The sequence below is a fragment of the Stenotrophomonas sp. YJH_SMC_133 genome (assembly GCF_059370655.1).
In genome coordinates, this window is the sequence record NZ_JCAFTW010000007.1 from 121,128 (window position 1) to 145,891 (window position 24,764).

The window sequence follows — 24,764 nt, forward strand, 5'->3', positions numbered from 1 at the left end:
TCATGAAGCGCCTGCGCCATTTCCTGTCTTCGATGGTCGGGCGGTTGTTCGTCATCCTGCTGTTGGGCATGAGCGTGGCTGCGATCGGCGCGACTATGCTGGCCACCTCCAAACGCCAGCAGGAATTCGAGCGGCAGAACCTGAACCGCATCGCCGACCGCCTGCAGGGCTACGTCAACCTGCTCGATGGCAATCCCGAACTGCGCGAGCGACTGCTTGAGATCGGTGGGCCCAGCGTGCGTGCGCTGCAGCCCGGCGCGCGCCTGGGGCGGGCGGATACCGCACTGATGGAAGTCCTGGATGACCGGCCCGGCCCGGTGTCGCGCGCGCATGTGCACTTCACCTCGTTCCGTTCCTGCATTCCCAAGCTGCAGGATCTGCTGCCGCCACCGCCGCCGGGGCACCGACGGCATCCGCGTGAGCGCGATCCGGCCTTCATTCCGCCCAAGTGCCGCGCGGTCGATGTGACGCTCAACGACGGTACGTTGCTGAAGCTGGCGCTGGATTCGCCAGCAGTGGCCCACAACGGCATTCTGGCCGTGGACCCGTGGTTCCTGACCCTGCTGGTGCTGGCCATCGCGGTGCTGGCCTACATCGTTGCGCGCATGGCCAGTGCGCCGCTGCAGGAGCTGGCGGCGGCTGCGGAGGATCTCGGCGACGATCTGCAGCGCGATCCACTGCCGTTGCGCGGGCCGCGCGAGGTGCAGCGCGCCGCCGAGGCCTTCAATGCCATGCAGCACCGCCTGCAGCGGCACCTGGCCGAACGCACGCAGATGCTGGCGGCGATCACCCATGACCTGCAGACCCCGTTGACCCGCCTGCGCCTGCGCCTGGAGAACGTCAGCGACGAGGTGCTGCGCGAGCGCCTGATCGGCGATCTGGCGGCGATGCAGGCACTGGTGCGCGAAGGGCTGGAGCTGGCCCGCAGTGCCGAGAGCGCCGAGCAGCGCGCCGCGCTGGATCTGGATTCGCTGCTGGAAAGCATCGTGGAAGACGCCGCAGAGGGTGGTGCCGACGTGGTCTTCGAGGGCGGCACCGGTGCGGTGCTGATGTTGCGCCCGCTGGCCATGCACCGGCTGTTCTCCAACCTGGTGGATAACGCCGTGATGTATGCCCACCGCGTGCGCGTGCGGGTGGAACGCAGCGGCGGCACGATCACGGCGATGGTGTCCGACGATGGCCCGGGCCTGGCGGAAGACCAGCTGGAGGCCGTGTTCGACCCGTTCGTGCGGGTGGAAACCTCGCGTTCGCGGGAAACCGGCGGCGCAGGGCTGGGCCTGACCATCGCGCGCGCCCTGGCCGAGAAGGATGGCGCGCGGCTGTGGCTGCGCAACCGTGCCGAGGGCGGTCTGGAGGCGGTGGTGCAGTGGCCGGCCAGTGCGCAGGTGGTGCCGCCTGGCCGGCCCGGCTGAGCCCCGCCGGACGCACGCGATGACGCCGGGGCCAGGGTTTGGCCTATCATCTGCGCATCTCCCCAGTTTCTCCCCGATGAGTCAGCCCGTTCCTGACGGCACGCCGTTCCGCGTTGCCCGGTCGTTCCCGCTTGCTGTCATGCCCTGCAGCCGCTACCGGCCACTGCCGCCGAGCTGATGGGCAGGTCAGGGGACAACGGGTGCTGGGTGGAGCGCCGCGTTTCGAAGGCCAGGCAGGCACTGCAGCGCGGTCTGCTGTGGGTGTTGCTGGTGCTGGCGCTGCCGCTGGCCGCGCAGGAGGGCGCGCCGCCGCTGCGCGACTACGCCATCGACGTGTGGACCTCGCGCAATGGCCTGCCGCACAACTCGCTGCGCGATATCGCGCAGACTCCCGAGGGGCACCTGTGGTTTGCCACCTGGGAAGGCCTGGTCCGCTACAACGGCCTGGATTTCACCGTGTTCGACCGCAGCACCCGCCCGGGGCTGCGCGACAACGGCATCGGCGCACTGCTGGTCGATCGGCAGGGAGGGCTGTGGATCAGTGATTCGCGCGGTAACGTCAGCCATCGTGGCAACGACGGCCAGTGGCGGGTCTGGGAGCATCAGGCCGACACCCCGCAGGTGCTGATCCAGTCCATGCAGATGGACAGCCAGGGGCGCCTGTGGCTGCTGTACGAAGGCAAGGGCATCGGCTATCTCACGCCGGACAAGGGCATCGTCTACCAGGCGCCGGCGGCCGACCTGCCGATGGCGATGAGCTTCACCAAGCTGGTGGTCGATGCGCAGGACCGGGTCTGGGTTGGCACGCTTGACGGGCTGGTGCTGCGCGACAACGACGGCGTGCTCAAGCGCGCGCCCGCGGCGTGGGGCCTGGGGGCCGGCACCGGCCTGTCCTGGCCGTACCGGGCTCCTGATGGCGCGCTGTGGATCGTCGCTGGCGAGCGCCTGTACCGCGTGGAGGACGATCAGCTGGTGCTGGTGCACCGGCTGCCGGGACAGCTGCACATGACCTCGATGCTGCAGGACCGGCACGGCGACCTGTGGCTGGGAACCGAGAACCAGGGCCTGCTGCGGATCTCGGCGCATGGTCTGGAACGATTGCCGGCCGGCCTGAACCTGCCGGGCGGGCGCGTGGTCAGCCTGCGCGAGGATGCCGAAGGCAGCATCTGGGCGGGGGCCAACGGTGGCCTGTACCGCCTGCGCGAAACACTGTTCAGCAGCTACACCGAGCGCGATGGCCTCAGTGGCGACTATGTGCGCACGGTGCTGGAGGACCGCGACCGCCAGTTGTGGGTCGGTAGTGCCAGTGGTCTCGACCTGCAGACACCCGATGGCCGCTTCCGCGCGGTTCCCCTGCACAACCGCGGCGGCAAGGCGCCATCGGTATTGAGTCTGGCGCAGGGGCCGGACGGCGACCTGTGGGTGGGTACGTTCGGCGACGGCGTTTACCGGCTGGACCGCGATGGCAGTCTCCGCCACAACTATGCGGCAGCCGACGGCATGCCGGGTGGCAACATCCGCGCGATCAGTGTCGATCCGCAGGGCAGGGTCTGGGCGGGTACGCAGAAGGGCGTGGTACGCATCGACGGCGACCGGGTGCAGGTGTCGACTGCCCCGGGCATGCCCGGTGGCCTCATCACCGCACTCGAGCATGACCACCAGGGCAACCTGTGGATCGGCACCATCGAGGGCATCCGCGTGCTGCGTGGCGACCACGTGCAGTCGATCGACCTGGCACCGATGGGCGGGGGCCGCAGTGTGTTCGGTTTCCACCAGCTGGGCGACGCGATGTGGATCAGCAGCGACCGCGGCCTGTACCGTTGGCTCGACGGAAAGCTGGCGCGCGTCGGCCTGGAGCAGGGCATGCCGGTGGATGCGGTGTTCCAGCTGGTGCCGGATCGTCTTGGCAACGTGTGGATCAGCAGCAACCGCGGCGTGCTGCGCACCGACATGGCGACCCTCAATGCCGTGGCCGATGGCCGCGCACCACGAGTGGTGGTGGAGCGCTACAACGAGATCGACGGCATGGCCAACGCGCAGGCCAACGGCAGCTCCGGGCCATCGGCCATCCTGCGCCAGGACGGCACCTTCTGGGTGGTCACCGCCGGAGGCCTGAGCACCGTCGACCCGCAACGCCTGCAGCGCTTCCGCGAGCGCCCATCACCGCCGGCAGCGATCGAGAGCGTGCAGGTGGATGGCGCACCCGTGCATTGGGAGGGCCCGGATCGCAACTACATTCCCGGCGGCCGACGTCTGGCGGTGAGCTATGTGGGCCTGAGTTACCTGATGTCGGACCGGATCCGCTATCGCACGCGGCTGGATGGCCTGGACACCGGCTGGGTCGAGCGCGGCCCGCAGCGTAGCGTCGAGTTCGTCGGCCTGCCCCCAGGTGACTACACCCTGCACGTGTCGGCGGCGCATCCAGGCGGGGCCTGGGGCCAGCAGGAAGCCGTGTGGAGCTTCACGGTGGAGCCGTTCTGGTGGCAACGCCGCAGCGTGCAGCTGCTGGGCGGGTTGTTGCTGCTGGCTGGGCTGGTGGTGCTGTACCGCCTGCTGCTGCAGCAGCTGAAGGCCAGCAACCTGCGCCTGGCACGGCGCGTGGACGAGGCAACCTTCGACCTGCAGGCCAAGACCGTGCACCTGCAGGCGCTGAACCAGGAAAAGACCGAGCTGGCCGAGCGCCTTGCACGGCAGGCCGAGGCCTTTGAGCGGCAGGCGCGCGAGGATGCGCTGACCGGGCTGGCCAATCGCCGTGCCTTCGATGAAACGCTGGCGCGCGACTTCGCCCGTTCACAGCGCAGCGGCCACCCGCTGTGCCTGGTGGTGCTGGACATCGACCACTTCAAGGACGTCAACGACCGCCACAGCCACAGCATCGGCGATGCGGTGCTGGTGCAGGTGGCCAGGCTGATCGCCGCGGCCTGCCGCGACTCGGACCTGCCCGCGCGTACCGGTGGCGAGGAGTTCGCGCTGCTGCTCAACGACACCCGCCTGGAAGAAGCCGCGCAGCTGTGCGCGCGCCTGCGCGGCCTGTTCCATGACCACCCCGACTGGGCCGGTGTAGCGGGCCTGCGCGTGACCTTCAGCGCAGGCCTGGTGGAACTGGATGCCGATGACCGCACCCCGGCGCTGCTGTACCAGCGCGCCGACCGCGCGCTGTACCGCGCCAAGAGCGACGGCCGCGATCGTACGAGTATTGGTTGATCGCATCCACGCATGGCGTGGATCTACTGGTGTTGTCGTACCAACCGGCGGTGCCGACCAACGGTCGGCACCCACCAGAGAAGTGCGGCTAAGCCCCCAGGGACGGGTTCACGGCGTCCCCCGCGAACCCACCTTGTCCGGCCCGACCGCTGATTTGCTTCACGCCACGAGGGGCTCCGCCGTTGGACGCTTCACCGCGGCCAGGCGTTGGCGATGGTGCAGAACAATCGTGCGGTCTGTTCGGTGTCATACACCGCGCTGTGTGCTTCGTTCGCATCCCAGCCCAACCCGGCGGCCGTGGCTGCACGCGCCAGCACCGTCTGCCCGTAGGCGATGCCAGCCAGGGTGACGGTGTCGAACACGCTGAACGGATGGAACGGATTGCGCTTGTGGCCGGTCCGGGCCACGGCGGCGTTGACGAAGCCCAGGTCGAAATGGGCGTTGTGGCCGACCAGGATCGCGCGCTGGCAGCCGTACTTCTTCATCGCCGCGCGTACCGGGGTGAAGATGTGGTCCAGTGCGGCCTTCTCTTCCTTGGCCAGCCGGAACGGGTGGTCGAGGATGATGCCGGTCACCTCCAGCGACTTCGGGTCGATCTCCAGGCCCTCGGCCGGCACCACATGGGCACTGGCGGTCTGGCCGGGGTAGAGCAGGCCGTTCTCGTCCATCTCGATGGGCACCGCGGCGATTTCCAGCAGGGCGTTGCGCTGGCTGTCGAAGCCGCCGGTTTCCACGTCCACCACCACCGGCAGGAAGCCGCGGAAGCGTTGTGACATCGCGCGCTGCGCCTGGGGGATTGCGGAATCGGAGGCGGCGGCAGGTGCGGGAGTGGGGTCATTCATGCGTGAATTCTATCAGAGCGGCCTTGAGCGTCCGGCCAGCCTTCTGTGCATGGTGGGCGTGTGTCGGCCAAGGTCGACACCTACCGGTGCACCGCGCGCCCAGGATTCCGGTAGGTGCCAACCTGGGTTGGCACGATGCGCGCCGACCAAGGTCGGCATCTACCTGACTGCTGGCCGCGCAGGCGTGGCCGAGGGAGACCACCGTGCCAACCACGCATCCACGCTCAGCCTGCCGGCGCCGCTGAAAATCAACGGCAGCAGCATCGCCATGAACAGCACCGGCAGCTTGAAGTTGCCGAAGCCCTGGTCAGTGATCGCATAGCCCATCGCGAGGTCGCCCAGCGAGTCCCATTGCATCGGCCAGTGCACGGCGTAGGTGGCCACCACGGTCAATACCAGCAGGCTGGCGGCGGCGAAACGCGTACCGAAACCCAACAGCAGGCAGGCCGCGCCGACCAGTTCGAACCAGGTCGCCAGCTGCCAGTTCAGCGTGCTCGGCAGCTGATCGAACGGGAACGGAAAGGCATCCTGCAGGTCGGCGAACCAGTTCTGGCCGTGCAGTTTCTCGCGGCCGGATTCGAAGTACTCCCAGGCCAGCAGCAGGCGCAGGCCGAGCGGGGCCAACCAGGGGGCGAGACGGTCCAGCTGGCCACGCGCGGTGGCCAGGGTCGGAAGGTTCATCAGGGGGTCTCCGCGAATGATGTGTGTCAGGGAGGGGCTGTGAGCGGGCCGATCACGCCGGCCTGCAGGAACTGCCGCAGCAGCGCGGCGCCGGGTCCGGCCAGCGCGTCCTCGGCCAGGCCGTGCGCGGCGGCCAGACGCTGCAGGTAGGCCTGACCATCAAGGCCGGGCTGTTCGCCGATGCTGGACAGCAGGAACACCGCCAGAGGGCTGAGCGTGGCGAATCGCACCTCGCCGTCGGCATCGCGGCGCACCAGAAGGCCAGTCGGCTCGGCCGGCGGCTCGGTCGGTGCGTCCTCAGCGCCGAGCCGGTGCACCGGCCACTGATACAGCAGCGGCCATGCCAACGGCGAGCGCTGCAGCGGCACCCGCAGCGGGTCGGTGTCGTCCTGCGCCGGCAGCGGTTCGGCATCCAGCTGGTACAGCGCGGTTTCCACCCACTCGTAGTGGGCCAGTTCGGCCAACGCCGGATGCGGCAGCTGTGGCTGCGCCTGCAGCCACTGCACGAATTCGGCGGCCAGTTCGGTGAACAGCGGTGTCTGGCAGCGATGGGTCGCGAAGTACTGGCGCACCAGTCCGCTCCAGGCCGGTTCGCCGAGCAGGCGCACGCAGACCGGGAAGCCGTTGCTCAACAGGCCGAGCAGGTTGTTGAACAGCAGTCGTTGGTATACCGCGACCCGGCGTGATTCCAGCCCGGCCGGTGGCGGCACGCCCTGTGGATCACGCAGATGGGCAGTGAATGCGTGCTGCTGCGCGCGCAGCGTGTCGGGAGCATCAGCCATGTGCGCCCCCGGCGTGCGTCGCCTGCAGGCGGCGGATGGTCTGCAGCTCGCCCTGCAGTTCGGCGTAGGGCGGGAAGTTGAAATCGCGCTCAAGCAGGGTGGGGCGTGCGCCGATGCGTGCATAGGTGCGTGCCAGCAGCGCCCAGACCGGGTCGATCACCGCACTGCCATGGGTATCGATCTTCAGGTCCGGTGCCTCGTCCAGGTGCCCGGCCACGTGCAGGCAGACGATGCGTTCTGCGGGCAGCCCGGCAATGAAGGTGTCGGCGTCGTAGCCGTGGTTGCAAGCGTTGACGTAGACGTTGTTGACGTCCAGCAGCAGGTCGCAGTCGGCCTCGGCGAGCACGGCGTTGGTGAAGGCCAGCTCGTCCATCGCCGGCTCCGGCGCCACGTAGTAGGACACGTTCTCCACTGCGATGCGGCGACCCAGCAGGTCCTGCACACGGGCGATGCGTGCGGCGGTATGGCGCACCGCTTCGTCGGTAAATGGAATCGGCAGCAGGTCGTACAGGTGGCCGTCGTCGCTGCAGTAGCTCAGGTGCTCGCTGTACAACGGCACGCGGTGCTTTTCCAGGAACTGGCCGACCTGTTCCAGCAGCCGGGTATCCAGCGGCGCACTGCCGCCCAGCGACAGGGACAGGCCGTGGCAGCTGAGCGGATGGCGCTGTGCCAGCTCGGCCAGTGCATCCCCGGCAGGACCACCGACATGGATCCAGTTCTCCGGTGCGCATTCGAGGAAATCGAAGTCGCCCGCCGGTGCATCACGCAGCTCCTGCAGCAACGCCCTGCGCAGCCCCAACCCGGCGGCCGCCGCACGAAGCGGCGACCGCGGGCTGACGACGCTGGCGCGGACGTCAGTGCTTGCCACCGCACTTGCCTTCGCCACACTTGCCTTCGGCCGCCTTCTTGTCGCCGGACGTGGGCTTGGCGCCTGCCGCAGCGCCGGCAGCCTTGCCCTTGTCGGCGCCGCACTTGCCTTCGGCGGGCTTGCCGTCGGCGCCACACTTGCCTTCGGCATGCTTGGTCGCGTCAGCGGCCATCTTGGTGTCTGCGGCCTTGGCGTCGGTACTGGCCTTGGCTGCCTGCCCGGCAACCAGGTAGCCCTGGGCGAGGTCGCTCATGCTCAGGGCCGAGGCACTGGCGGTCATGCCCAGGCCGGCGGCCAGGGCGGTAGCAGTCAGCAGGGACAGGGTCTTGTTGGAACTGCTCATCGGTCGTGCTCCTGGGTGGTGTGGGCGGGTGCCCGGATGGCCGGCAGGGATGCCGGTGGAAACGATGGTGCAGCGATCCTACTCAACGAATCCTCGCCAAGAACTCAAATTTTCGTGAGGTTTGTTACAGAAGCATCCGGAAGGTTCGCACCGGGCAAGCCCGGCGCCCACAACGCGGGTGGAACACCCCAAAAAAGAAGGCCGCTGTCACCAGGACAGCGGCCACCTTGGAGTCAACTCCGGTGTTGCAGTGCAGCGTCAGGGCTGGCCGGTGCTGGAGGTCTCGTCGCGCTTCTCGCGCGGCGGCAGCGGCTGCTCCCCGTGCACCAGGAACCAAACGTTCTCGGCGATGTTGGTGGCGTGGTCGCCCACGCGCTCCAGGTTCTTGGCCATGAACAGCAGGTGCGTGCACGGGGTGATGTTGCGCGGGTCTTCCATCATGTAGGTCAGCAGCTCGCGGAACAGCGCGGTGTACTGCGCGTCCAGGCGAGCGTCGTCCTCGCGCAGTTCCAGTGCGGCGTCGGCGTCGTTGTCGCGGTAGGCGGCAATGGCACGACGGACCTGCTGCGCGGCCAGGCGGCCCAGCGCACGCAGGCCCTGGATCTGCGGCAGCGGCGGCACCTTGCCCAGCGCGATCGAACGCTTGGCGACGTTGGCCGCGTAGTCGCCGATACGCTCGATATCGGCCGGGATGCGCAGGCCGGCGAGGATCTCGCGCAGGTCGCGCGCCATCGGGCCGCGCAGGGCCAGGCGCATCACGTCATGGCTGATCTGCTGCTCCAGCGCATCAATGGCTTCGTCGTTGGCGATGATGCGATGGGCGGCGTTCTCGTCGCGCTTCTCGATTACGTCCATCGACGCTTCGAGCTGGGCGACGGCCATCTCGCCCATGCGCACGATTTCGGCCACCAGGCGCTGCTGCTCTTCGTCGTAGCTCTTGACGATGTGGTCGTTGGGAAGGTTCATGGTCTGCAATCCGGGTAGAGCCAGGCCGTGCCTGGCTGGGACATGTGGCGAAGGATCAGCGTCGATCAGCCGAAGCGACCGGTGATGTAGTCCTCGGTCTGCCGCTGCGACGGCTGCGAGAAGATCACTTCGGTGCGGTCGTGCTCGATCAGGTCGCCCAGGTACATGAAGGCGGTGTAGTCGGAAACGCGCGCGGCCTGCTGCATGTTGTGGGTGACGATGACGATGGTGTACTCGTGCTTGAGCTCTTCCACCAGCTGCTCGATGCGGCTGGTCGAGATCGGATCCAGCGCCGAGGTCGGCTCGTCCAGCAGCAGCACCGACGGGCGCAGCGCCACGGCACGGGCGATGCACAGGCGCTGCTGCTGGCCACCGGACAGGCCCAGCGCGCTCTGCCCCAGCTTGTCCTTCACTTCGTCCCACAGTGCGCCCTGGCGCAGTGCCTGCTCGACGCGGTCGGCCATGTCGGCCTTGCTCAGTTTCTCGTGGTGGCGGATGCCGTAGGCCACGTTCTCGAAGATGGTCATCGGGAACGGCACCGGCTTCTGGAACACCATGCCGACCTTGCTGCGCAGGCGGTTCATCGGGTACTTCGGCGACAGGATGTTCTCGCCGTCCAGCAGCACTTCACCGCGCGCTTCCAGCTTCGGGTACAGCGCGTAGATGCGGTTGAAGATGCGCAGCAGGGTCGACTTGCCGCAACCGGAGGGACCGATCAGCGCGGTCACGCGCTTTTCCGGAATCTCCAGGTTGATGCCCTTCAGGGCGTGGAACTTGTCGTAGTAGAAGTCCAGTCCACGCGCAGCCAGCTTCACCGGCGACGGCGTGTGCAGGCTCTCGTGCGAGGACGGCACGGCGATGCGCTGCATCGGCACGGCGTTGGAAAGGTCGTTCATGGCGTTGTCCACGGAAAGGTCAGTCATGGGAGATACGGTTGCGCAGCAGGATGCCGCGGGCGGCAAGGCTGACCAGCAACACGAAGACAGTCAGCACCAGGGCACCGGCCCAGGCCAGCACCTGCCAGGATTCATACGGGCTGCCGGCGAACTGGTTCATCACCACCGGCACCGAGGCCATCGGCTGGAAGATGTTGTTGTTCCAGTACTGGTTGCCGAAAGCGGTGAACAGCAGCGGAGCGGTCTCGCCGGAGATGCGGGCCAGCGCCAGCAGAATGCCGGTGATGATGCCGGCCGACGCGCTGCGGTACAGCACCTGCACGATCACCTTCCACTGCGGGATGCCCAGCGACAGGGCCGCTTCGCGCATCTGCGATGGCACCAGCCGCAGCATCTCGTCGGTGGTGCGCACCACCACCGGCAGTACGATGAAGGCCAGCGACAGGGCACCGGCGAACGCCGAGAAGTTGCCGCCGGTCTGCATCACGTACAGGGTGTAGACGAACAGGCCCAGCACGATCGACGGTGCCGACAGCAGGATGTCATTGACGAAGCGGACCACGGTGCCGGCCTTGCGGGCGTTGCCGTACTCGGCCAGCCAGGTACCGGCCAGCACGCCCAGCGGCGTGCCGATGCCGATCGCCAGCGCACACATCACGGCACTGCCGAAGAAGGCGTTGGCGAGGCCACCGTCCTGCATCGGCGGCGGCGTCATCTTGGTGAACAGGTCCCAGTTGATGCCGGCCAGGCCTTTCGAGGCCAGGGTGAACAGGATCCAGCCCAGGAAGAACAGGCCGAACAGCGCGGTGGCGCAGGAGGCGGTGATCGCAACGACGTTGCCGATGCGGCGGCGCAGGTACAACGAATCAGCGGTGGTGGACATCAGTTGCCCTCCTTGCGGGACAGGCGCATCAGCATCAGGCGGGCGATGGCCAGCACCACGAAGGTGACGATGAAGAGGACGAAGCCGAGCAGCAGCAGGGCCGAACGGTAGGTTTCAGTGGCTTCGCCGAAATCGTTGGCGATCAGCGCGGCGATGGTGGTGCCCGGCTCCAGCAGCGACGGCGACAGGCGCACGCTGTTGCCGATCACGAAGGCCACCGCCATCGTCTCGCCCAGGGCGCGGCCGAGGCCGAGGAAGATGCCGCCGATCACTGCCGAGCGGGTGTAGGGCAGGACGATGTCCCAGCTCACTTCCCACTTGGTGGAGCCCAGCGCGTACGCCGACTCCTTCAGGCGGGTCGGCACGGTCAGGAACACTTCGCGCATCACCGAGGAGATGAACGGAATGACCATGATGGCCAGCACGAAACCGGCGGTGAGCATGCCGATGCCCAGCGGCGGGCCCTGGAACATCGGGCCGATGATCGGCCATTCGCCCAGGGTCTCGTTGAGGAACGGGGTGACGTACTCGGTCATCACCGGCACCAGCACGAACAGGCCCCACATGCCGTAGATGATCGAGGGAATGCCGGCCAGCAGTTCGATGGCGGTACCGACCGGACCACGCAGCCAGCGCGGCGCGACTTCGGTGAGGAAGAAGGCGATGCCGAAGCTGACCGGCACGGCGATGACCATCGCGATGACGGCGGTGACCAGGGTGCCGTAGATCGGGGCGAGCGCACCGAACTTGTTTTCGACCGGATTCCAGTCGGCGGAGAAGAAGAAGCTCAGGCCCTGCATCTGCAGGGCATGGCGGCCGCCCCACAGCATCGACAGCGCGGCGCAGGCCAGGGCGATCAGGACGAAGATGACGGTGCCGACCAGCACCCATCGGAACAGTTTGTCGTTGCGGGCATCACGCGCATCACGCGTGGACGGGGCGGCTACAGGCTGGGCGATGGAATTCATGGGGACGGCAGGGCCAGGAAGGGGCGGGGCGGCACGGCGTGGAAGAAACGGTGCCCGCGTGGGGCGGGCACCGTCGTGTCCATCACTTCAGGTCGGTCGCCCAGTAGGCCTCGATCTGCTTGACCAGTTCGGCCGGCAGCGGCACGTAGTGCAGCTCGTTGGCCTGCGCCTGGCCGTTTTCGAAGGCCCACTTGAAGAAGGCCAGGGTGTCCTGGTTGCGCTTGGCGTCCTTCGGCTTCTTCTGCATCAGCATGAAGTTGGTGGCGGTGATCGGCCACGCCTGCTCGCCCGGAGCGTTGGTGATGACCAGGTTGAAGTCCTTGGCGCTGGCCCAGTCGGCGCTGGCGGCCGCGGCGGCGAAGGTTTCCGCGCTCGGCTCGACCCAGTTGCCGGCCGCGTTCTGCATGGCGGTGTACGGCATGCCGTTCTGCAGCGCGTAAGCCAGTTCGACGTAGCCGATCGAGCCCTTGATCTGCTTCACGTAGGAAGCGACGCCTTCATTGCCCTTGCCACCGACGCCGTCCGGCCACTGCACCGAGGTGCCTTCGCCGACCTTGCTCTTCCACTCCGGGCTGACCTTGGACAGGTAGTTGGAGAAGTTGAAGGTGGTGCCCGAACCGTCCGAACGGTGGACCAGGGTGATCTTGCCGTCCGGCAGCTTCACGCCCGGGTTGGCGGCGACGATGGCCGGGTCGTTCCAGGTCTTGACCTTGCCCAGGAAGATGTCGGCCAGCAGGGCGCCGCTCAGGCGCAGCTTGCCGGCTTCCAGGCCTTCGATGTTGACCACCGGCACCACGCCGCCGATGGCGGACGGGAACTGCGCCAGGCCGGCCTGGGCCAGCTCTTCGCTGCTCAGCGGCTTGTCGGAGGAACCGAAGTCGACGGTGCCGGCCTTGATCTGGGCAATACCGCCGCCGGAGCCGATCGACTGGTAGTTGATCTTGGCGCCGGTGCTGGTGTTGTAGTCAGCCGACCACTTGGAGACCAGCGGGAAGATGAAGGACGCGCCCGCGCCGGACACTTCGGCGGTCACCTTGGCACCGGCAGCGGCCGGGGCGGCGGCGCCGTCGGCAGCCGGCTGCTGCGCGGCCTGCTTGTCGCCACCGCAGGCCGACAGGCCCAGGGCGATGGCCAGGGAAAGGGCGGCGAGGCCGGCCGAGTGCAGTTTCATGGTCACTCCATAGCGGGGAAGAGCCGACGTGGTCGGCGGATGCGGCTATGAAATGATGTTTTTGTTACAGCCGTATTACGACCATGACAGGGGTGTCCTGGATCACGTTCTGACAAGGGTTTCACAGGATTGGCGCCGATCCGGCAGGTGCCCGGAAACCCGCGATCTGCGCACCGATATGACGGTCGGTTGGCCCTTGTAGAGTTGAGCCATGCTCGACTGCTCCCTGTTCTCGGTAGGTGCGGACCGTTGGTCCGCACGCTCCAGCACCCAGCCGAGCGTGGGCTCGTCTCTACAGACGCTCCTGCCTTTGCTCCTGCCTTCCATGACCCCACCGCGCCCCCGATGAACTGTCGAGAGGCGGTGGGCCAGGGCGTGCAGGACCGTCCACGGCATGGATGCCGTGGACGAGCCCCCAAGGGTGAGGGCGGTTTGCCCGCGAGGCACTGCCTCGCAAGCGCCCGAACGCACACCCGCCAGCGGCTGGGCCGGACCGCGGAGCGGGGTTTACGGCGTGTCCTGCACGCCCTGGCCCACCGACTCCCCCATGGATCAGCGCAGGCGCAACGCTCTTCACGACCAATCCCCCAAAAACAAGAAGAGCGCGAGATCTCGAGGATCTCGCGCCCGGGTGGGAGCGGCGGGGGAGAGAGGACCCGCCGCCCCCGTTCCTGCGGGGGAACGCGCTTGCTTACTTCAGGTTCTGCGACCAGTAGGTCTCGATCTGGCGGACCAGGCTGTCCGGCAGCGGCACGTAGTCCAGCTGGCGGGCCTGGGCGTCGCCATTCTTGTAGACCCAGCGGAAGAACTCCTGGGTCGCCTTGCCATTGGCAGCATTCTTCGGCGTCTTCTGCACCAGGATGAAGTTGGTGGCGGTGATCGGCCAGGACTCGGCGCCCGGCGCGTTGGTCATCACCAGGTAGAAGTCGCGGGCGTTGGCCCAGTCGGCGCTGGCGGCAGCGGCTGCGAACGAGGTGTCGCTCGGCTGCACGAACTTGCCGGCGGCATTCTTCATCGCGGTGTAGGAGAGCTTGTTCTGCAGCGCGTAGGACAGTTCGACATAGCCGATGCCGCCCTTGATCTGCTTCACATAGGCGGCAACACCTTCGTTGCCCTTGCCGCCGATGCCGGCGGGCCACTGCACCGAGGTGCCTTCACCGACCGAGCTCTTCCACTCCGGGCTGACCTTGGACAGGTAATTGACGAAGTTGAAGGTGGTGCCCGAGCCGTCCGAACGATGCACGACGGTGACCTTGGCGTTGGGCAGGGTCACGCCCGGGTTCAGCGCGGCGATGGCCGGGTCGTTCCAGGTCTTGATCTTGCCCAGGAAGATGTTGGCCAGCACCGCGCCGTCCAGCTTCAGCGCGCCCGGCGCGATGCCGGCCACGTTGACCACCGGCACCACGCCGCCGATCACCGACGGGAACTGCGCCAGGCCCGCAGCAGCCAGGTCTTCCGGCTTCAGCGGCGCGTCGGAGGAGCCGAAATCAACGGTCTTGGCCTTGATCTGGGCAATGCCGCCGCCGGAACCGATGGACTGGTAGTTGACCTTGTTGCCGGTTGCGGTGCTGTAGTCGGCCGACCACTTGGACATGACCGGGTAGATGAACGATGCGCCCGCGCCGGTGATATCGGCGGCGTTGGCGGCGAACACGGACGATGCGGCCAGGATGGCGACAGCGGCGCGCGACTTGAAGGCGTGGATCACAGGGAGACTCCTGGGGTGGTGGTCGAAGGGCGGTTGCCCGACGTTTCGGTGCACATTCCATAACGGTTGCGTGACACCCCTGCGTCTGTCATATGACGCGGGCGTGACACGCGTCATGAGCGATGTCACGTCCGCTGCGCCGGCAGGGCAGCGCGGCTATCGATGCAACGACGAAGGCACGGCCGGGGCCGTGCCTTCGCGGGTCAACGCAGGGGGCTGGACTTACCAGAAGAACTGCGCGCGGGCTTCCAGGATGTTGGGATCATCATTGACGAAACCGCGCGCCGTTGAGCTGTACTTCTTGCTGTCGACCATCACGTAGTTGAGCATCAGCTTGAAGTTGGAACGCAGGTACCAGTTGGCGCCAACGGTCCAGATGTCCATCTTGCCACCCAGCACGCCATCGACGATCGGCGGGCGACCGGCAACCGGGTTGGCGGCGAGGTTGCCGTCATTGAGGTCCATGTGGTCGTAGCGCACGCCCAGCTGCCACTGGCCGCCGGCCGGGTTGTTCGGCAGGCCGGTGCCCGGGGTGCCGCCCTTGTAGCTCCAGGTCTCGCCGGTGACGTTCCACACGCCGCTGATGTAATAGCCGTCGCTGGTGTAGTTGTCGTGGTCGTAGCGCTTGGCCTTGCTGGTGTAGTACTCGGCCTGGGCCTTGAACGGGCCCTGGAAGTACATCGCTTCGGCACCGATGGTGCTGACGCGGTCGGTGTCGGTCAGGTTGCCGCTGTCGACCAGGCGGGCCGTGGCGAGGTCGGCATTCGGACGTGCACGCACGCGCAGGGTGTCGGCGTCGGTGTCGTAGTTGACGTAGCTCAGTCCGAAGTGCAGGACCTGGCCCTTTTCATTGATCGGGGCCCAGGTGCCACGCGCGCCGTAGCCGCTGCCGTGGGCCAGGTTGCGGGTCAGCTCGCGGCCGAAGGCGCTGGCAGTCACCGACCAGTTGTCCTGGCCGTAGCTGTACGCGCCGCCCAGGCGGCGGGCGATGGCATAGGTGTTGGTGACCGCTGCCTTGGAAATGAAATCGTTGTTCTTGGTGCTGGACAGTTCTTCCAGGCTGTTGGGCTGCTTGAACTGGCCCAGCTGCAGGAAGTGGTTGGCGTTGCCCAGCAGCTTGTACTTCACGTTGGTGTCGAGGAACTTGTCGGCCTTGGCGTCATAGCCGACCACCCACTCCACGTTGCCCGGGCCCTTGCCCTTCAGCACCAGCTCGGCGCGACGCAGTTCGAATTCGCTGTTCTTGCCGTTGCCGGCGTCGCCACCGTTGAGGTCGACCACATCGTTGTGGAACCAGTTGCCATCGGCCTGGACCAGGCCTTCGAAGGTGATTTCCGAACCGCCGATCACGTCGATGGCGACTTCGGCGTGTGCAGCCGGCACATACAGCGCAGCAGCCACGGCCACCGTCAGGAGTTGGTGATGCAGTTTCATGGAGAGGAGCCTTGCAGGCAGGTGGGAAGATGCGCGCAGGCTAGAAGGTAAAGATTGCGTAAATGTGACAGTTCACGCGCGGCAGACATCCACCGCAGGCCCCGTCACGGCAGGGCCTGCCATTGAACCCGCTTGCGTATGACGCCCGGATTGCGCCTTGGTTGCAGTCGATCCACGCCCTGCATGGATGCGGCCGTCACTCGGCCGGGGTCTTGTCCTTGAACCGGCACAGATCGGCGATCACGCATCCCGGGCAATCCGGCTTGCGCGCCTTGCACACATAACGTCCGTGCAGGATCAGCCAGTGATGCGCGTCGAGCAGGAATTCGGCGGGGATCACCTTCACCAGCTTGTCTTCCACTTCGCGCACATTCTTTCCCGGGGCCAGGCCGGTACGGTTGGAGACGCGGAAGATATGCGTGTCCACCGCCATCACCGGCTCGCCGAAGGCGGTGTTGAGCACCACGTTGGCGGTCTTGCGGCCCACGCCCGGCAGTGCTTCCAGCGCATCGCGATCGCGCGGCACTTCACCACCATGCTTTTCCAGCAGGATCGCGCAGGTCGCGATCACGTTCTTCGCCTTGGCGTTGAACAGGCCGATGGTGGCGATGTACTGCTTCAGTCCTTCTTCGCCAAGCGCGAGGATCTTCGCCGGCGTGTTGGCCACCGGGAACAGGCGGCGCGTGGCCTTGTTGACGCCGACGTCGGTGGCCTGCGCCGACAGCGCCACCGCCACCAGCAGCTCGAACGGCGAGCTGTACTCCAGTTCCGTCTTCGGGTGCGGGTTGAGTTCGCGCAGGCGCGTGAACATCTCCACCACGTCGGCGCGCGGCATCGTGCCGCCACGCCGCGCCGGGGCGCGTGCGGTCTTCTTCGTGGTCGCCATTACTGCTCCTTGCCGCTGGCGCGGGCCTTGGCCCGGGCGAGGATGGCGGCGGCCGCGGCGGGGAGGGCGGGCTTCACGTCCGGCGCCGGGGCGGGCGTGCGCCGCGCGTCGCGTTCGGCTTCGCGGCGGGCCAGTCGCACCGCACGGGCGCGGTAGCGTTCGCGTGCCGCCCAGGCGGCCTGAAGCTGCTGCTGGGCCTGCTGCAACCGCTGCGGGAGTTCCGGGTGGCCGGGCAGCAACTGCGCGTCGTCGGCGCGGGCGACATAGTCCATCAGCCCGGCCTGCAGGGCGCCGTCGAGATCGTCTGCCTGGACCCGGGCAAACAGCTGCGCGGGGTTGGGTCGGGATGCCATGGCGTCAGCGGTTCTGGAAGGCCGGCGGGCGGCGCTGCAGGAAGGCGCTGGTTCCCTCGCGCATGTCCTCGGTGGCGAACAGCAGGCCGAACTGTGCGCTTTCGTATTCCAGCCCGGCTTCCAGGCTGCATTCGCCGCCCACGTGCACCGCATCGAGCAGGCCGCGCAGGGCCAGCGGCGCCGAGCGTGCCAGCTGCCGGGCGATGTCCTGCACGCGGTTGTCCAGCGCGTCGGCCGGTACCACCTCGTTGACGATCCCCAGTTCCAGCGCACGTGCGGCATTGATCGGTGCACCCAGCAGGCATAGCTCCAAGGTGGCGGCGCGGCCGCACAGGCGCAGCAGGCGCTGGCTGCCGCCGAAGCCGGGAATCAGCCCAAGATTGATTTCCGGTTGGCCGACTTTGGCGGTATCGGCGGCAATGCGCAGGTGGCAGGCCATGGCCAGTTCCAGGCCGCCGCCCAGGGCAAAACCGTTCACGCGCGCGATGACCGGTTTGGGCATGCGCTCGATCTGGCGCATCAGGGCCTGGCCCAGCAGCGAGAAATCACGTCCCTGAACCGCGCTGAGTGTGTTCATCTCGGCGATGTCAGCGCCAGCCACGAACGCCTTCGGGCCGGCACCGGTCAGCACCACCACGCGGATCTCCGGGTCTGCGGCGGCGGCGCTGAAGGCCTCGGCCAGGGCCTGCAGGGTCGCGGCGTTCAGGGCGTTGAGCTTGTCCGGGCGCTGGACGGTCACGGTGCGGATGGCGCCGTCGTCGGTGACAGCGATCAGGGCATCGGCCACGGGGAAACTCCTGGAACGTTAAAAAAAAGTGATATTGAACTCCGCGAACGCAGACGGGTCATAGCCTGCATCGTGAGTAGCGGTTACACGTTGCGCCCGTTATCCTAACCCGTCGCCTCAGGGCGGCGCAGAACGTCCCTGAGTTACCACCCCTGGAGAACTGTTTGATGAAGTTGCGTTCTATCGCGGTCGCCGTCGCGGCCCTGGCCCTGACGGGCAATGCCTTCGCCCAGGACGTCTCGTCCGAAAAGGGCAAGCTGAGCTACTACTTCGGTTACGACTACGGCAACAACCTGGCGGAGCTGACCGGTCGTGGTGAGCAGCTGGACATCAACTCGGTGGTGAAGGGCCTGCAGGATGCCTACGCCAAGAAGCAGCCGGCGATCACCGCCGAGCAGCTGAAGCCGGCCGTTGAAGCGTTCCAGAAGCGCGAGCAGGGCCGTGCCCAGGCTGCCAAGGCCGAGTACGAGAAGGCTGCTGCCGAAAACAAGACCAAGAGCGATCAGTTCATCGCGGCGAACAAGGCCAAGGCCGGCGTGCAGTCGCTGCCGAGCGGCGTCCAGTACCGCGTGATCGAAGCCGGCAAGGGTGCCAAGCCGACCCAGGCCAGCACCGTGCAGCTGGAAGTGGCCGGTCCGTTCCCGTACGGCCAGCGCCCGACCGAAGCCCGCCCGGCCCAGCAGATCCCGTCGATCAAGGTCAGCGAAGTCGAAATGAAGGCCATGCGCGAGACCCTGCTGCAGATGCCGGCCGGCTCGAAGTGGGAAGTCACCCTGCCGCCGGACCAGGCCTACGGTGCGGACCCGCGCACCCCGTTCCCGCCGAACGTGGCTGTGCAGTTCGAGATCAAGCTGGTCAGCGTCAAGTAAATCGAAGCAGTAAACCAAACGCGCCGGTGATTCCACCGGCGCGTTTTTGTTTGCGCAGTGCCTGACGGTAGAGTCGACTGTCAGTCGACTGCTCTTGGGTCACATCGGGGAAACGCCCGCTGCGCGCGCGAGTCGACTGACAGTCGACTCTACCGTCCGACCGGCCCACCCGCGCAAATTCAGCCCTTTCGCGCTACTGTTGCCGGGTGCAAACAATGGAAGAAACGGCGCGTGTTGTCGCAAGTCCCTGCATCGGCGTGTGCACGCTGGATCCGCACCGGCAGTGCACCGGCTGCGGACGTCATATCGATGAAATCGCACGGTGGTCGTCGATGAGCAACGACGAACGCAGTCGCATCCTGCATCGCGTGCAGCCGTTGCGGGCGCAGCTCCAGCAATCACTGCGCGGCTCGCTGGCCGACCACGAACGTTTGATGCGCGCGCTGCATCCGTTGGCCGATCCGCCGGCCGGCGATGGCTGGAACCGCAGTGAACTGATCGATCTGCTGCCGCCCGGGCCTCCGGTGGAAGCGGCCGTGCTCGCGGGAATCGTGCCGCGCGCCAGTGGCGCGCAGGTGATCCTCACCCGTCGCACCGAAACCCTGCGCACGCACGGTGGCCAGGTCGGATTCCCCGGCGGCCGCACCGAGCCCGACGACCGCGACGCCCTGGCGGCAGCATTGCGCGAGAGCCAGGAAGAAATCGCCTTGGCTCCGGGCCAGGTGCAGGCGCTGGGCTATCTCGATCCCTTCGTGACGATCACCGGCTATCGGGTCACCCCGGTGGTGGCGGTGGTCGATCCGGACTTCGTGCCGGTGCCGCAGCCCAGCGAAGTGGCCGAGGTGTTCGAGGTGCCGCTGGACTACCTGATGGCGGCGGACAACCTGCGCCAGGTCGAAATCAACCATCGCGGCCGCATCCGTCACGTCCTTGAGTACAGCTGGCCCGGCCAGCGCATCTGGGGCGCCACCGCGGCCATTCTCTACAACCTGCGTCGCCGCCTGGAGCAAGTGCAATGAACCCGATCGATCCGCCGTGGACCACCCTGGTCGATGTCGCCACCCTGGCTGCCGCGTTGGGCGAGGGCATCCGCGTGGTCGACGCACGCGCCACCGCCAGCACCGCGGTGCGCGTGGTTGATGCGCGTTCCTCGCTGGCCGATCCGCAGGCGGGTAGCGGCCATTACCTGGCAGGTCATATCCCGGGTGCGGTGTATGCCGATCTGAATCGTGACCTGTCCGATCTGTCGCGCGTCGGCCATGGTCGCCATCCGCTGCCGGACAGCGATGCCTTCGCCGCGAAGCTCGGCCAGTGGGGTATCGGTCCTGACACGCAGGTGGTGGTCTACGACGGCAGCGACGGCAGCATGGCCGCTTCGCGCCTGTGGTGGCTGCTGCGCCTGATCGGGCACAGCAAGGTGGCCGTGCTCGATGGTGGTATCGCCGCGTGGCAGGCCGCAGGGCAACCTTTGGCGACGGGGCCGGACGAGGTGACCGCGCTGCCGGCTTACCTGGGCCGTTTCGACACCGCCCAGATCGCCAATGCCGAGGAGATCAGCGCACGCCTGAAGCACGCGCCGGGCTGGCTGGTCGACGCACGCGCGGGCGAACGCTTCCGCGGCGAAGTCGAGCCGCTGGACCCGGTCGCCGGCCACGTACCCGGCGCGGTCAACCGTCCGTTTGCGTTGAACGTCGCCGACGGCCGGCTGCGCGATGCACAGGAACTACGCGTCGAACTGCAGGGTGTGATCGGCAACCGTGATCCGCAGCAGGTGGTGCTGATGTGCGGCTCCGGCGTGACCGCCTGCCACCTGCTGCTGGCGATGGAAAGCGCAGGCCTGAGCGGCGCACGCATCTACGCCGACTCCTGGAGCGGTTGGGTGAGCGACAGCAGCCGCCCGGTGGCGACCGGCGCCTGAGAAGCGCGGGGTCGGATCCGTTTTCCAACGGAAAACGGCTCTGACCCCGTGCCGACCAAGGTCGGCACCCACCAACAGCGGCATAAATCTGTCGAAGGCGGGGTGGGTCCGGTTGCGGGGGTGTCCGCGGCATGGACGCCGCGGCCAAGCCCCCATGGACGGGTTTACGGCGTCCCCCGCAACCGGACCCACCCCGCCATGCCCCGGAATGCCAGCTCTTGACGTTGACGTTGACGTTGACGTTGCTTCTGCGGGTGCAGGGCGCAGCCCTGCCACTTACCCAACCGGCTGCAGCGGCACCTTCGCCAGCACCCGCGCCCACGGGAACAACGGCCCCGGATCACGTTTGCGCGCCACCATCAGCGTCGGATCATCGCTGGCCGGCACCTGCTCCCGATCCAGCTGGTCATGCCCGGCAATCCGCTGCAGCGACGGATAGCGTGCCACCAGCGCCAGCAGCAGCCGCTCCAGCGCTTCCAGCTGCGCCTCGGTGTAGGCCTCGTCCATCGCCTGGTGACGGCTGTCGAACCAGTGCGGGTAGCGCCCGGTATTGACCAGTTCGATACCCAGCGTATGCGCGTTCATGCCGCGCACATGGTGGGCCACCCGTTCCGGTGCCACGTACTGCACCACGCTGCCATCGCGGTCGATGTAGAAATGCCCGCTGTTGCCGGCACCACTGTCGTACAGCACACGCTCGCCGTACTCGCGGGCCATCGCCAGGTCGGGCAACTCGGTGCAGTGGATCACCACCATCTCCAGCGTGGCCGGGTCGCGTAGTGGCAGGCGGTCTTCGTAGGGCAGGGGCTGCAGCTGCAGGCCGGGCAGGAGCGGGTTGGGCATCCGGCGATGCTAGCATTGCGGCATGAACCTGCCTTCCCTTTCCTTGTCGGCCCGTTCGTGCGGAGCGCACGCATGAGCCGCGGCCACTGCATCCTGTCCCACGGCTTCGAGAGCGGCCCGGAAGCGACCAAGGTCACCGCGCTGGCCGAGGTGGCACAGCGCCTGGGCTGGACCCATGAGCGCCCGGACTACACCGACCTGGACGCGATGAGCGAGGTCAGCCGGGTGGGCGACGTGCCGACCCGCCTGCGCCGCCTGGTTGAACGCACCGCCATCGCCGCCCGGCAGGGCCCGGTGGTGCTGGCCGGCTCCAGCCTGGGCGCCTACATCTCCGCCATCGCCTCGCTGCAGGTGCCGGTGGCCGGCCTGTTCCTGATGGTGCCGCCCACCACCATGGGCCCGATGCCGGTGCTGGATGCCGCCGCCGTGCCGATCACCGTGGTGCAGGCCTGGCATGACGATGTGGTCCCGGCCGCCGGGGTGATCGCCTGGGCGCAGGCGCGTTCGGCGCAGCTGCTGCTGGTCGACGACGGCCACCGCCTGGAACGCCACGTGGAGGCCTCCGCGCAGGCCTTCGAGCGCCTGTTGCGGCAACTGTGAAGCCCGGGCGCACGGCGCGCCCGCCCGCATTGACTACAATGGCAGCCCCGCCGCCCCTGGCGCGGGCCTGCCGGCCGTGCCTACGGCCCTCCTTTCCGACCGGCCCGGCCCCTGTGCCGCGCCCGACCACCTGCGAACCGATCCCGTGAAATTCTTCGTCTCCTGCGCCAAGGGCCTGGAATACCTGCTTGCCGATGAACTGTCGGCCCTGGGCCTTGGCAAGGCCACTGCCACCATTGCCGGCGTCAACGCCGAGGGCGAACTGGAGCAGGCGCTGCGGATCGTGATGTGGTCGCGCCTGGCCAGCCGCGTGCTGTGGCCGATCGACGAGTTCGAGTGCCCGGACGAGCAGGCCCTGTATGACGGCGTGCGTGCGCTGCCGTGGCACGAGCACATCAAGCCGGAGATGACCCTGGCGGTGGACGCACACGTGTCCGGCGACAAGATCACCCATGCCCGCTTCGCCGCGCAGCGGATCAAGGACGCCATCGTCGATCGCATGCGCGATGAAGGCCTGGAGCGTCCCTCGGTCAACACCGACCTGCCTGATGTGCGCGTCAACCTGTCGCTGCGCAAGGGCCGCGCCTCGCTGTCGATCGACCTCGGCGGTGGCCCGCTGCACCGCCGTGGCTGGCGCGGTGCTGCCCACGAGGCACCGCTGAAGGAGAACCTGGCCGCCGCGCTGCTGCTGCGCGCGCAGTGGCCGCGCCTGCACGCCGCCGGTGGCGGCCTGCTGGACCCGATGTGCGGCAGCGGCACGCTGCTGATCGAAGGCGCGCTGATGGCTGCCGACGTCGCCCCGGGCCTGATGCGCCACGGCAGCCTGCCGCCGAGCCGTTGGCTGGGCTTCGACAAGTCGGCCTGGAAGACTATCCAGAGCGAAGCGCGCGATCGCGAGGCCGCTGGCCTGGCCGCGCTGAAGCCGGTCATCCACGGCAGCGACATCGACCCGACCGCGATCCAGGCGGCACGCGAGAATGCCGAGGTCGCGGGCGTCGCCCACGCGATCCGTTTCACCCGTGCCGACGTTGCCGACCTGGCCGCGCCCGAACAGGAGATCGGTGCGGTGGTCTGCAACCCGCCCTACGACGAGCGCCTGGCTGCGGATCCGGCGCTGTACCGCGCATTGGGCAATGCCCTGCAGAAGGCGGTGCCGCAGTGGCGCGCCAGCCTGCTGTGCGGCAACGACGAACTGGCCTTCGCCACCGGCCTGCGCGCGGGCAAGAAGTACCAGATGTTCAATGGTGCGCTGGAATGTGCGCTGATCGTCTGCGACCCGATCGCCGTGCCGGGCCGTGATCCGGCACAGCCACGCGAGCTGAGCGAAGGTGCGCAGATGGTGGCCAACCGCCTGCGCAAGAACCTGAAGAAGTTCAAGAGCTGGCGCGCCCGCGAGCACATCACCTGCTTCCGTGCCTATGACGCCGACCTGCCGGAATACGCGGCCGCCATCGACGTCTACGAGGAAGACGGTGGCAAGCGCCGTACCTTCCTGCACGTGCAGGAATACGCCGCACCGGCCGCGATTCCGGAGAACGACGTGCGCCGCCGCCGCAACGAGCTGCTGGCTGCCGCGCGCGAAGTGTTCGGCGTGCCGCCGGAACAGGTCTCGATGAAGTCGCGCGAGCGCGGCAAGGGCGGCAGCAAGTACGGCCGCTTCGAGCAGCGAGATGAATTCATCGTAGTGCGCGAGAACAACGCACTGCTGCAGGTGAACCTGTTCGACTACCTCGATACCGGCTTGTTCCTCGACCATCGCCCGCTGCGCCGGATGATGGCCGAGCAGGTGCGTGGCAAGCGTTTCCTCAACCTGTTCTGCTACACCGGCGTGGCCAGCGTGCAGGCCGCCGTGGCTGGTGCCGCCAGCACCACCAGCGTCGACCTGTCGGCCACTTACCTGCAGTGGTGCTACGACAACCTGGCGTTGAACGGGCAGGGCGGCAACCAGCACCTTCTGGTGCAGGCCGATGCGATGGCCTGGCTGGAAGGTGACCGTGGCCAGTACGACGTGATCTTCTGTGACCCGCCGACCTTCTCCAACTCCGCACGCGCCGATGACTTCGACGTGCAGCGCGAACAGCTGAAGCTGCTGCGTGCGGCGGTGGCGCGGCTGGCCCCGGGGGGCGTGCTGTACTTCTCGAACAACTTCCGCCGCTTCAAGCTGGAAGAAAACGCCATTGCCGAATTTGCCCAGTGCCGCGAGATCACCGCGCGCACCATCGGCCCGGACTTCGAACGCAACGCGCGCATCCATCGCGCGTGGGAGCTGAAGCGGTTGGGGTAACACGACGCCCGGGGTCGGATCCCCTGCGCGAAGCGCAGGGGCTCTGACCCCATCTGGATCTACGTA

23 protein-coding genes are annotated in these 24,764 nt (G+C 67.5%); 7 read left to right on the forward strand and 16 right to left on the reverse strand.

The features are described from left to right. The first annotated feature begins 2 nt into the window (after positions 1-2). Together AC5P78_RS11680 and AC5P78_RS11685 are read left to right on the forward strand one after the other, a co-directional pair. Positions 3-1,412: an ATP-binding protein gene (locus tag AC5P78_RS11680; RefSeq protein WP_005408780.1), complete on the forward strand. Its 1,410-nt coding sequence runs from the start codon at positions 3-5 to the stop codon at positions 1,410-1,412. 177 nt (positions 1,413-1,589) lie between these two features. Next, positions 1,590-4,616: a ligand-binding sensor domain-containing diguanylate cyclase gene (locus tag AC5P78_RS11685; RefSeq protein WP_049395297.1), complete on the forward strand. Its 3,027-nt coding sequence runs from the start codon at positions 1,590-1,592 to the stop codon at positions 4,614-4,616. Positions 4,617-4,807: 191 nt separating this feature from the next. On the opposite strand, the gene rnt is transcribed toward AC5P78_RS11685, so the two are convergent. The 15 genes from rnt to AC5P78_RS11760 all read right to left on the reverse strand — a co-directional run bounded on the left by rnt (position 4,808) and on the right by AC5P78_RS11760 (position 18,184). Then, on the reverse strand, positions 4,808-5,458 hold the full coding sequence (rnt, locus tag AC5P78_RS11690; RefSeq protein WP_032965690.1) for a ribonuclease T: 651 nt from the start codon (positions 5,456-5,458) through the stop codon (positions 4,808-4,810). Between the two features lie 159 nt (positions 5,459-5,617). Next, on the reverse strand, positions 5,618-6,139 hold the full coding sequence (locus tag AC5P78_RS11695; RefSeq protein WP_100438043.1) for an HvfX family Cu-binding RiPP maturation protein: 522 nt from the start codon (positions 6,137-6,139) through the stop codon (positions 5,618-5,620). Positions 6,140-6,165: 26 nt separating this feature from the next. After that, positions 6,166-6,921, reverse strand: a complete 756-nt coding sequence (locus AC5P78_RS11700; protein WP_049395296.1) for an HvfC family RiPP maturation protein — start codon at positions 6,919-6,921, stop codon at positions 6,166-6,168. Further along, the gene (locus AC5P78_RS11705) at positions 6,914-7,789 is read right to left on the reverse strand and encodes an HvfB family MNIO-type RiPP peptide maturase (protein ID WP_005408785.1); all 876 of its coding nucleotides are present in this window, start codon (positions 7,787-7,789) and stop codon (positions 6,914-6,916) included. The genes AC5P78_RS11700 and AC5P78_RS11705 overlap by 8 nt, the downstream gene beginning before the upstream one ends. After that, on the reverse strand, positions 7,776-8,132 hold the full coding sequence (locus tag AC5P78_RS11710) for a hypothetical protein (RefSeq protein ID WP_049395295.1): 357 nt from the start codon (positions 8,130-8,132) through the stop codon (positions 7,776-7,778). Before AC5P78_RS11710 ends, AC5P78_RS11705 begins: the two co-directional genes overlap by 14 nt. Positions 8,133-8,390: 258 nt before the next feature. Continuing rightward, positions 8,391-9,098: a phosphate signaling complex protein PhoU gene (gene phoU, locus AC5P78_RS11715; RefSeq protein ID WP_005408787.1), complete on the reverse strand. Its 708-nt coding sequence runs from the start codon at positions 9,096-9,098 to the stop codon at positions 8,391-8,393. Between the two features lie 65 nt (positions 9,099-9,163). Beyond that, the gene (gene pstB, locus AC5P78_RS11720) at positions 9,164-9,994 is read right to left on the reverse strand and encodes a phosphate ABC transporter ATP-binding protein PstB (RefSeq protein WP_005408788.1); all 831 of its coding nucleotides are present in this window, start codon (positions 9,992-9,994) and stop codon (positions 9,164-9,166) included. Positions 9,995-10,013: 19 nt separating this feature from the next. Next, positions 10,014-10,877: a phosphate ABC transporter permease PstA gene (gene pstA, locus AC5P78_RS11725; RefSeq protein WP_005408789.1), complete on the reverse strand. Its 864-nt coding sequence runs from the start codon at positions 10,875-10,877 to the stop codon at positions 10,014-10,016. Beyond that, on the reverse strand, positions 10,877-11,845 hold the full coding sequence (gene pstC / locus AC5P78_RS11730) for a phosphate ABC transporter permease subunit PstC (protein ID WP_005408790.1): 969 nt from the start codon (positions 11,843-11,845) through the stop codon (positions 10,877-10,879). Before pstC ends, pstA begins: the two co-directional genes overlap by 1 nt. Positions 11,846-11,927: 82 nt before the next feature. After that, positions 11,928-13,016: a phosphate ABC transporter substrate-binding protein PstS gene (pstS, locus tag AC5P78_RS11735; protein WP_005408791.1), complete on the reverse strand. Its 1,089-nt coding sequence runs from the start codon at positions 13,014-13,016 to the stop codon at positions 11,928-11,930. Between the two features lie 691 nt (positions 13,017-13,707). After that, positions 13,708-14,724 (reverse strand): phosphate ABC transporter substrate-binding protein PstS, encoded by a 1,017-nt coding sequence (gene pstS, locus AC5P78_RS11740; RefSeq protein ID WP_005408792.1) that lies wholly within the window; start codon positions 14,722-14,724, stop codon positions 13,708-13,710. A gap of 222 nt (positions 14,725-14,946) precedes the next feature. Beyond that, positions 14,947-16,158: an OprO/OprP family phosphate-selective porin gene (locus AC5P78_RS11745; protein WP_005408793.1), complete on the reverse strand. Its 1,212-nt coding sequence runs from the start codon at positions 16,156-16,158 to the stop codon at positions 14,947-14,949. Between the two features lie 196 nt (positions 16,159-16,354). Next, the gene (gene nth / locus AC5P78_RS11750) at positions 16,355-17,044 is read right to left on the reverse strand and encodes an endonuclease III (protein ID WP_012479638.1); all 690 of its coding nucleotides are present in this window, start codon (positions 17,042-17,044) and stop codon (positions 16,355-16,357) included. After that, a complete protein-coding gene (locus AC5P78_RS11755; RefSeq protein ID WP_005408795.1) occupies positions 17,044-17,397 on the reverse strand; it encodes a hypothetical protein in 354 nt (117 codons plus the stop codon). The genes nth and AC5P78_RS11755 overlap by 1 nt, the downstream gene beginning before the upstream one ends. A 4-nt stretch (positions 17,398-17,401) precedes the next feature. Further along, positions 17,402-18,184, reverse strand: a complete 783-nt coding sequence (locus AC5P78_RS11760) for an enoyl-CoA hydratase/isomerase family protein (protein WP_012479639.1) — start codon at positions 18,182-18,184, stop codon at positions 17,402-17,404. A 167-nt stretch (positions 18,185-18,351) separates the two neighbouring features. On the opposite strand from AC5P78_RS11760, the gene AC5P78_RS11765 reads away from it, so the two are divergent. The 3 genes from AC5P78_RS11765 to AC5P78_RS11775 all read left to right on the forward strand — a co-directional run bounded on the left by AC5P78_RS11765 (position 18,352) and on the right by AC5P78_RS11775 (position 20,971). Then, entirely contained in the window at positions 18,352-19,053 is a 702-nt protein-coding gene (locus tag AC5P78_RS11765; protein ID WP_005408797.1) for an FKBP-type peptidyl-prolyl cis-trans isomerase, read from the forward strand. Positions 19,054-19,268: 215 nt separating this feature from the next. After that, positions 19,269-20,072: a CoA pyrophosphatase gene (locus tag AC5P78_RS11770; RefSeq protein WP_024957875.1), complete on the forward strand. Its 804-nt coding sequence runs from the start codon at positions 19,269-19,271 to the stop codon at positions 20,070-20,072. Next, entirely contained in the window at positions 20,069-20,971 is a 903-nt protein-coding gene (locus AC5P78_RS11775; RefSeq protein WP_012479641.1) for a sulfurtransferase, read from the forward strand. Before AC5P78_RS11770 ends, AC5P78_RS11775 begins: the two co-directional genes overlap by 4 nt. A gap of 276 nt (positions 20,972-21,247) precedes the next feature. Here AC5P78_RS11775 and AC5P78_RS11780 read toward each other — a convergent pair whose 3' ends face one another. Next, positions 21,248-21,814 carry an N-acetylmuramoyl-L-alanine amidase gene (locus AC5P78_RS11780; protein ID WP_012479642.1) on the reverse strand — a complete coding sequence of 189 codons (567 nt, stop codon included), beginning with the start codon at positions 21,812-21,814 and terminating at the stop codon, positions 21,248-21,250. A 72-nt stretch (positions 21,815-21,886) separates the two neighbouring features. On the opposite strand from AC5P78_RS11780, the gene AC5P78_RS11785 reads away from it, so the two are divergent. Both AC5P78_RS11785 and rlmKL read left to right on the forward strand, forming a co-directional pair. After that, positions 21,887-22,414: an alpha/beta hydrolase gene (locus AC5P78_RS11785; RefSeq protein ID WP_043034404.1), complete on the forward strand. Its 528-nt coding sequence runs from the start codon at positions 21,887-21,889 to the stop codon at positions 22,412-22,414. Positions 22,415-22,559: 145 nt separating this feature from the next. Then, on the forward strand, positions 22,560-24,698 hold the full coding sequence (rlmKL, locus tag AC5P78_RS11790; protein ID WP_099523906.1) for a bifunctional 23S rRNA (guanine(2069)-N(7))-methyltransferase RlmK/23S rRNA (guanine(2445)-N(2))-methyltransferase RlmL: 2,139 nt from the start codon (positions 22,560-22,562) through the stop codon (positions 24,696-24,698). The last annotated feature ends 66 nt before the right edge of the window (positions 24,699-24,764 follow it).

What these genes read in the sequence shown, in the direction of transcription:
- AC5P78_RS11680 (WP_005408780.1), top strand. Translation starts at nt 3, where the DNA reads ATGAAGCGCCTGCGCCATTTCCTGTCTTCGATGGTCGGGCGGTTGTTC.
- AC5P78_RS11685 (WP_049395297.1), top strand. Translation starts at nt 1,590, where the DNA reads ATGGGCAGGTCAGGGGACAACGGGTGCTGGGTGGAGCGCCGCGTTTCG.
- rnt (WP_032965690.1), bottom strand. Translation starts at nt 5,458, where the DNA reads ATGAATGACCCCACTCCCGCACCTGCCGCCGCCTCCGATTCCGCAATC.
- AC5P78_RS11695 (WP_100438043.1), bottom strand. Translation starts at nt 6,139, where the DNA reads ATGAACCTTCCGACCCTGGCCACCGCGCGTGGCCAGCTGGACCGTCTC.
- AC5P78_RS11700 (WP_049395296.1), bottom strand. Translation starts at nt 6,921, where the DNA reads ATGGCTGATGCTCCCGACACGCTGCGCGCGCAGCAGCACGCATTCACT.
- AC5P78_RS11710 (WP_049395295.1), bottom strand. Translation starts at nt 8,132, where the DNA reads ATGAGCAGTTCCAACAAGACCCTGTCCCTGCTGACTGCTACCGCCCTG.
- phoU (WP_005408787.1), bottom strand. Translation starts at nt 9,098, where the DNA reads ATGAACCTTCCCAACGACCACATCGTCAAGAGCTACGACGAAGAGCAG.
- pstB (WP_005408788.1), bottom strand. Translation starts at nt 9,994, where the DNA reads ATGAACGACCTTTCCAACGCCGTGCCGATGCAGCGCATCGCCGTGCCG.
- pstA (WP_005408789.1), bottom strand. Translation starts at nt 10,877, where the DNA reads ATGTCCACCACCGCTGATTCGTTGTACCTGCGCCGCCGCATCGGCAAC.
- pstC (WP_005408790.1), bottom strand. Translation starts at nt 11,845, where the DNA reads ATGAATTCCATCGCCCAGCCTGTAGCCGCCCCGTCCACGCGTGATGCG.
- pstS (WP_005408791.1), bottom strand. Translation starts at nt 13,016, where the DNA reads ATGAAACTGCACTCGGCCGGCCTCGCCGCCCTTTCCCTGGCCATCGCC.
- AC5P78_RS11745 (WP_005408793.1), bottom strand. Translation starts at nt 16,158, where the DNA reads ATGAAACTGCATCACCAACTCCTGACGGTGGCCGTGGCTGCTGCGCTG.
- nth (WP_012479638.1), bottom strand. Translation starts at nt 17,044, where the DNA reads ATGGCGACCACGAAGAAGACCGCACGCGCCCCGGCGCGGCGTGGCGGC.
- AC5P78_RS11755 (WP_005408795.1), bottom strand. Translation starts at nt 17,397, where the DNA reads ATGGCATCCCGACCCAACCCCGCGCAGCTGTTTGCCCGGGTCCAGGCA.
- AC5P78_RS11765 (WP_005408797.1), top strand. Translation starts at nt 18,352, where the DNA reads ATGAAGTTGCGTTCTATCGCGGTCGCCGTCGCGGCCCTGGCCCTGACG.
- AC5P78_RS11770 (WP_024957875.1), top strand. Translation starts at nt 19,269, where the DNA reads ATGGAAGAAACGGCGCGTGTTGTCGCAAGTCCCTGCATCGGCGTGTGC.
- AC5P78_RS11775 (WP_012479641.1), top strand. Translation starts at nt 20,069, where the DNA reads ATGAACCCGATCGATCCGCCGTGGACCACCCTGGTCGATGTCGCCACC.
- AC5P78_RS11780 (WP_012479642.1), bottom strand. Translation starts at nt 21,814, where the DNA reads ATGCCCAACCCGCTCCTGCCCGGCCTGCAGCTGCAGCCCCTGCCCTAC.
- AC5P78_RS11785 (WP_043034404.1), top strand. Translation starts at nt 21,887, where the DNA reads ATGAGCCGCGGCCACTGCATCCTGTCCCACGGCTTCGAGAGCGGCCCG.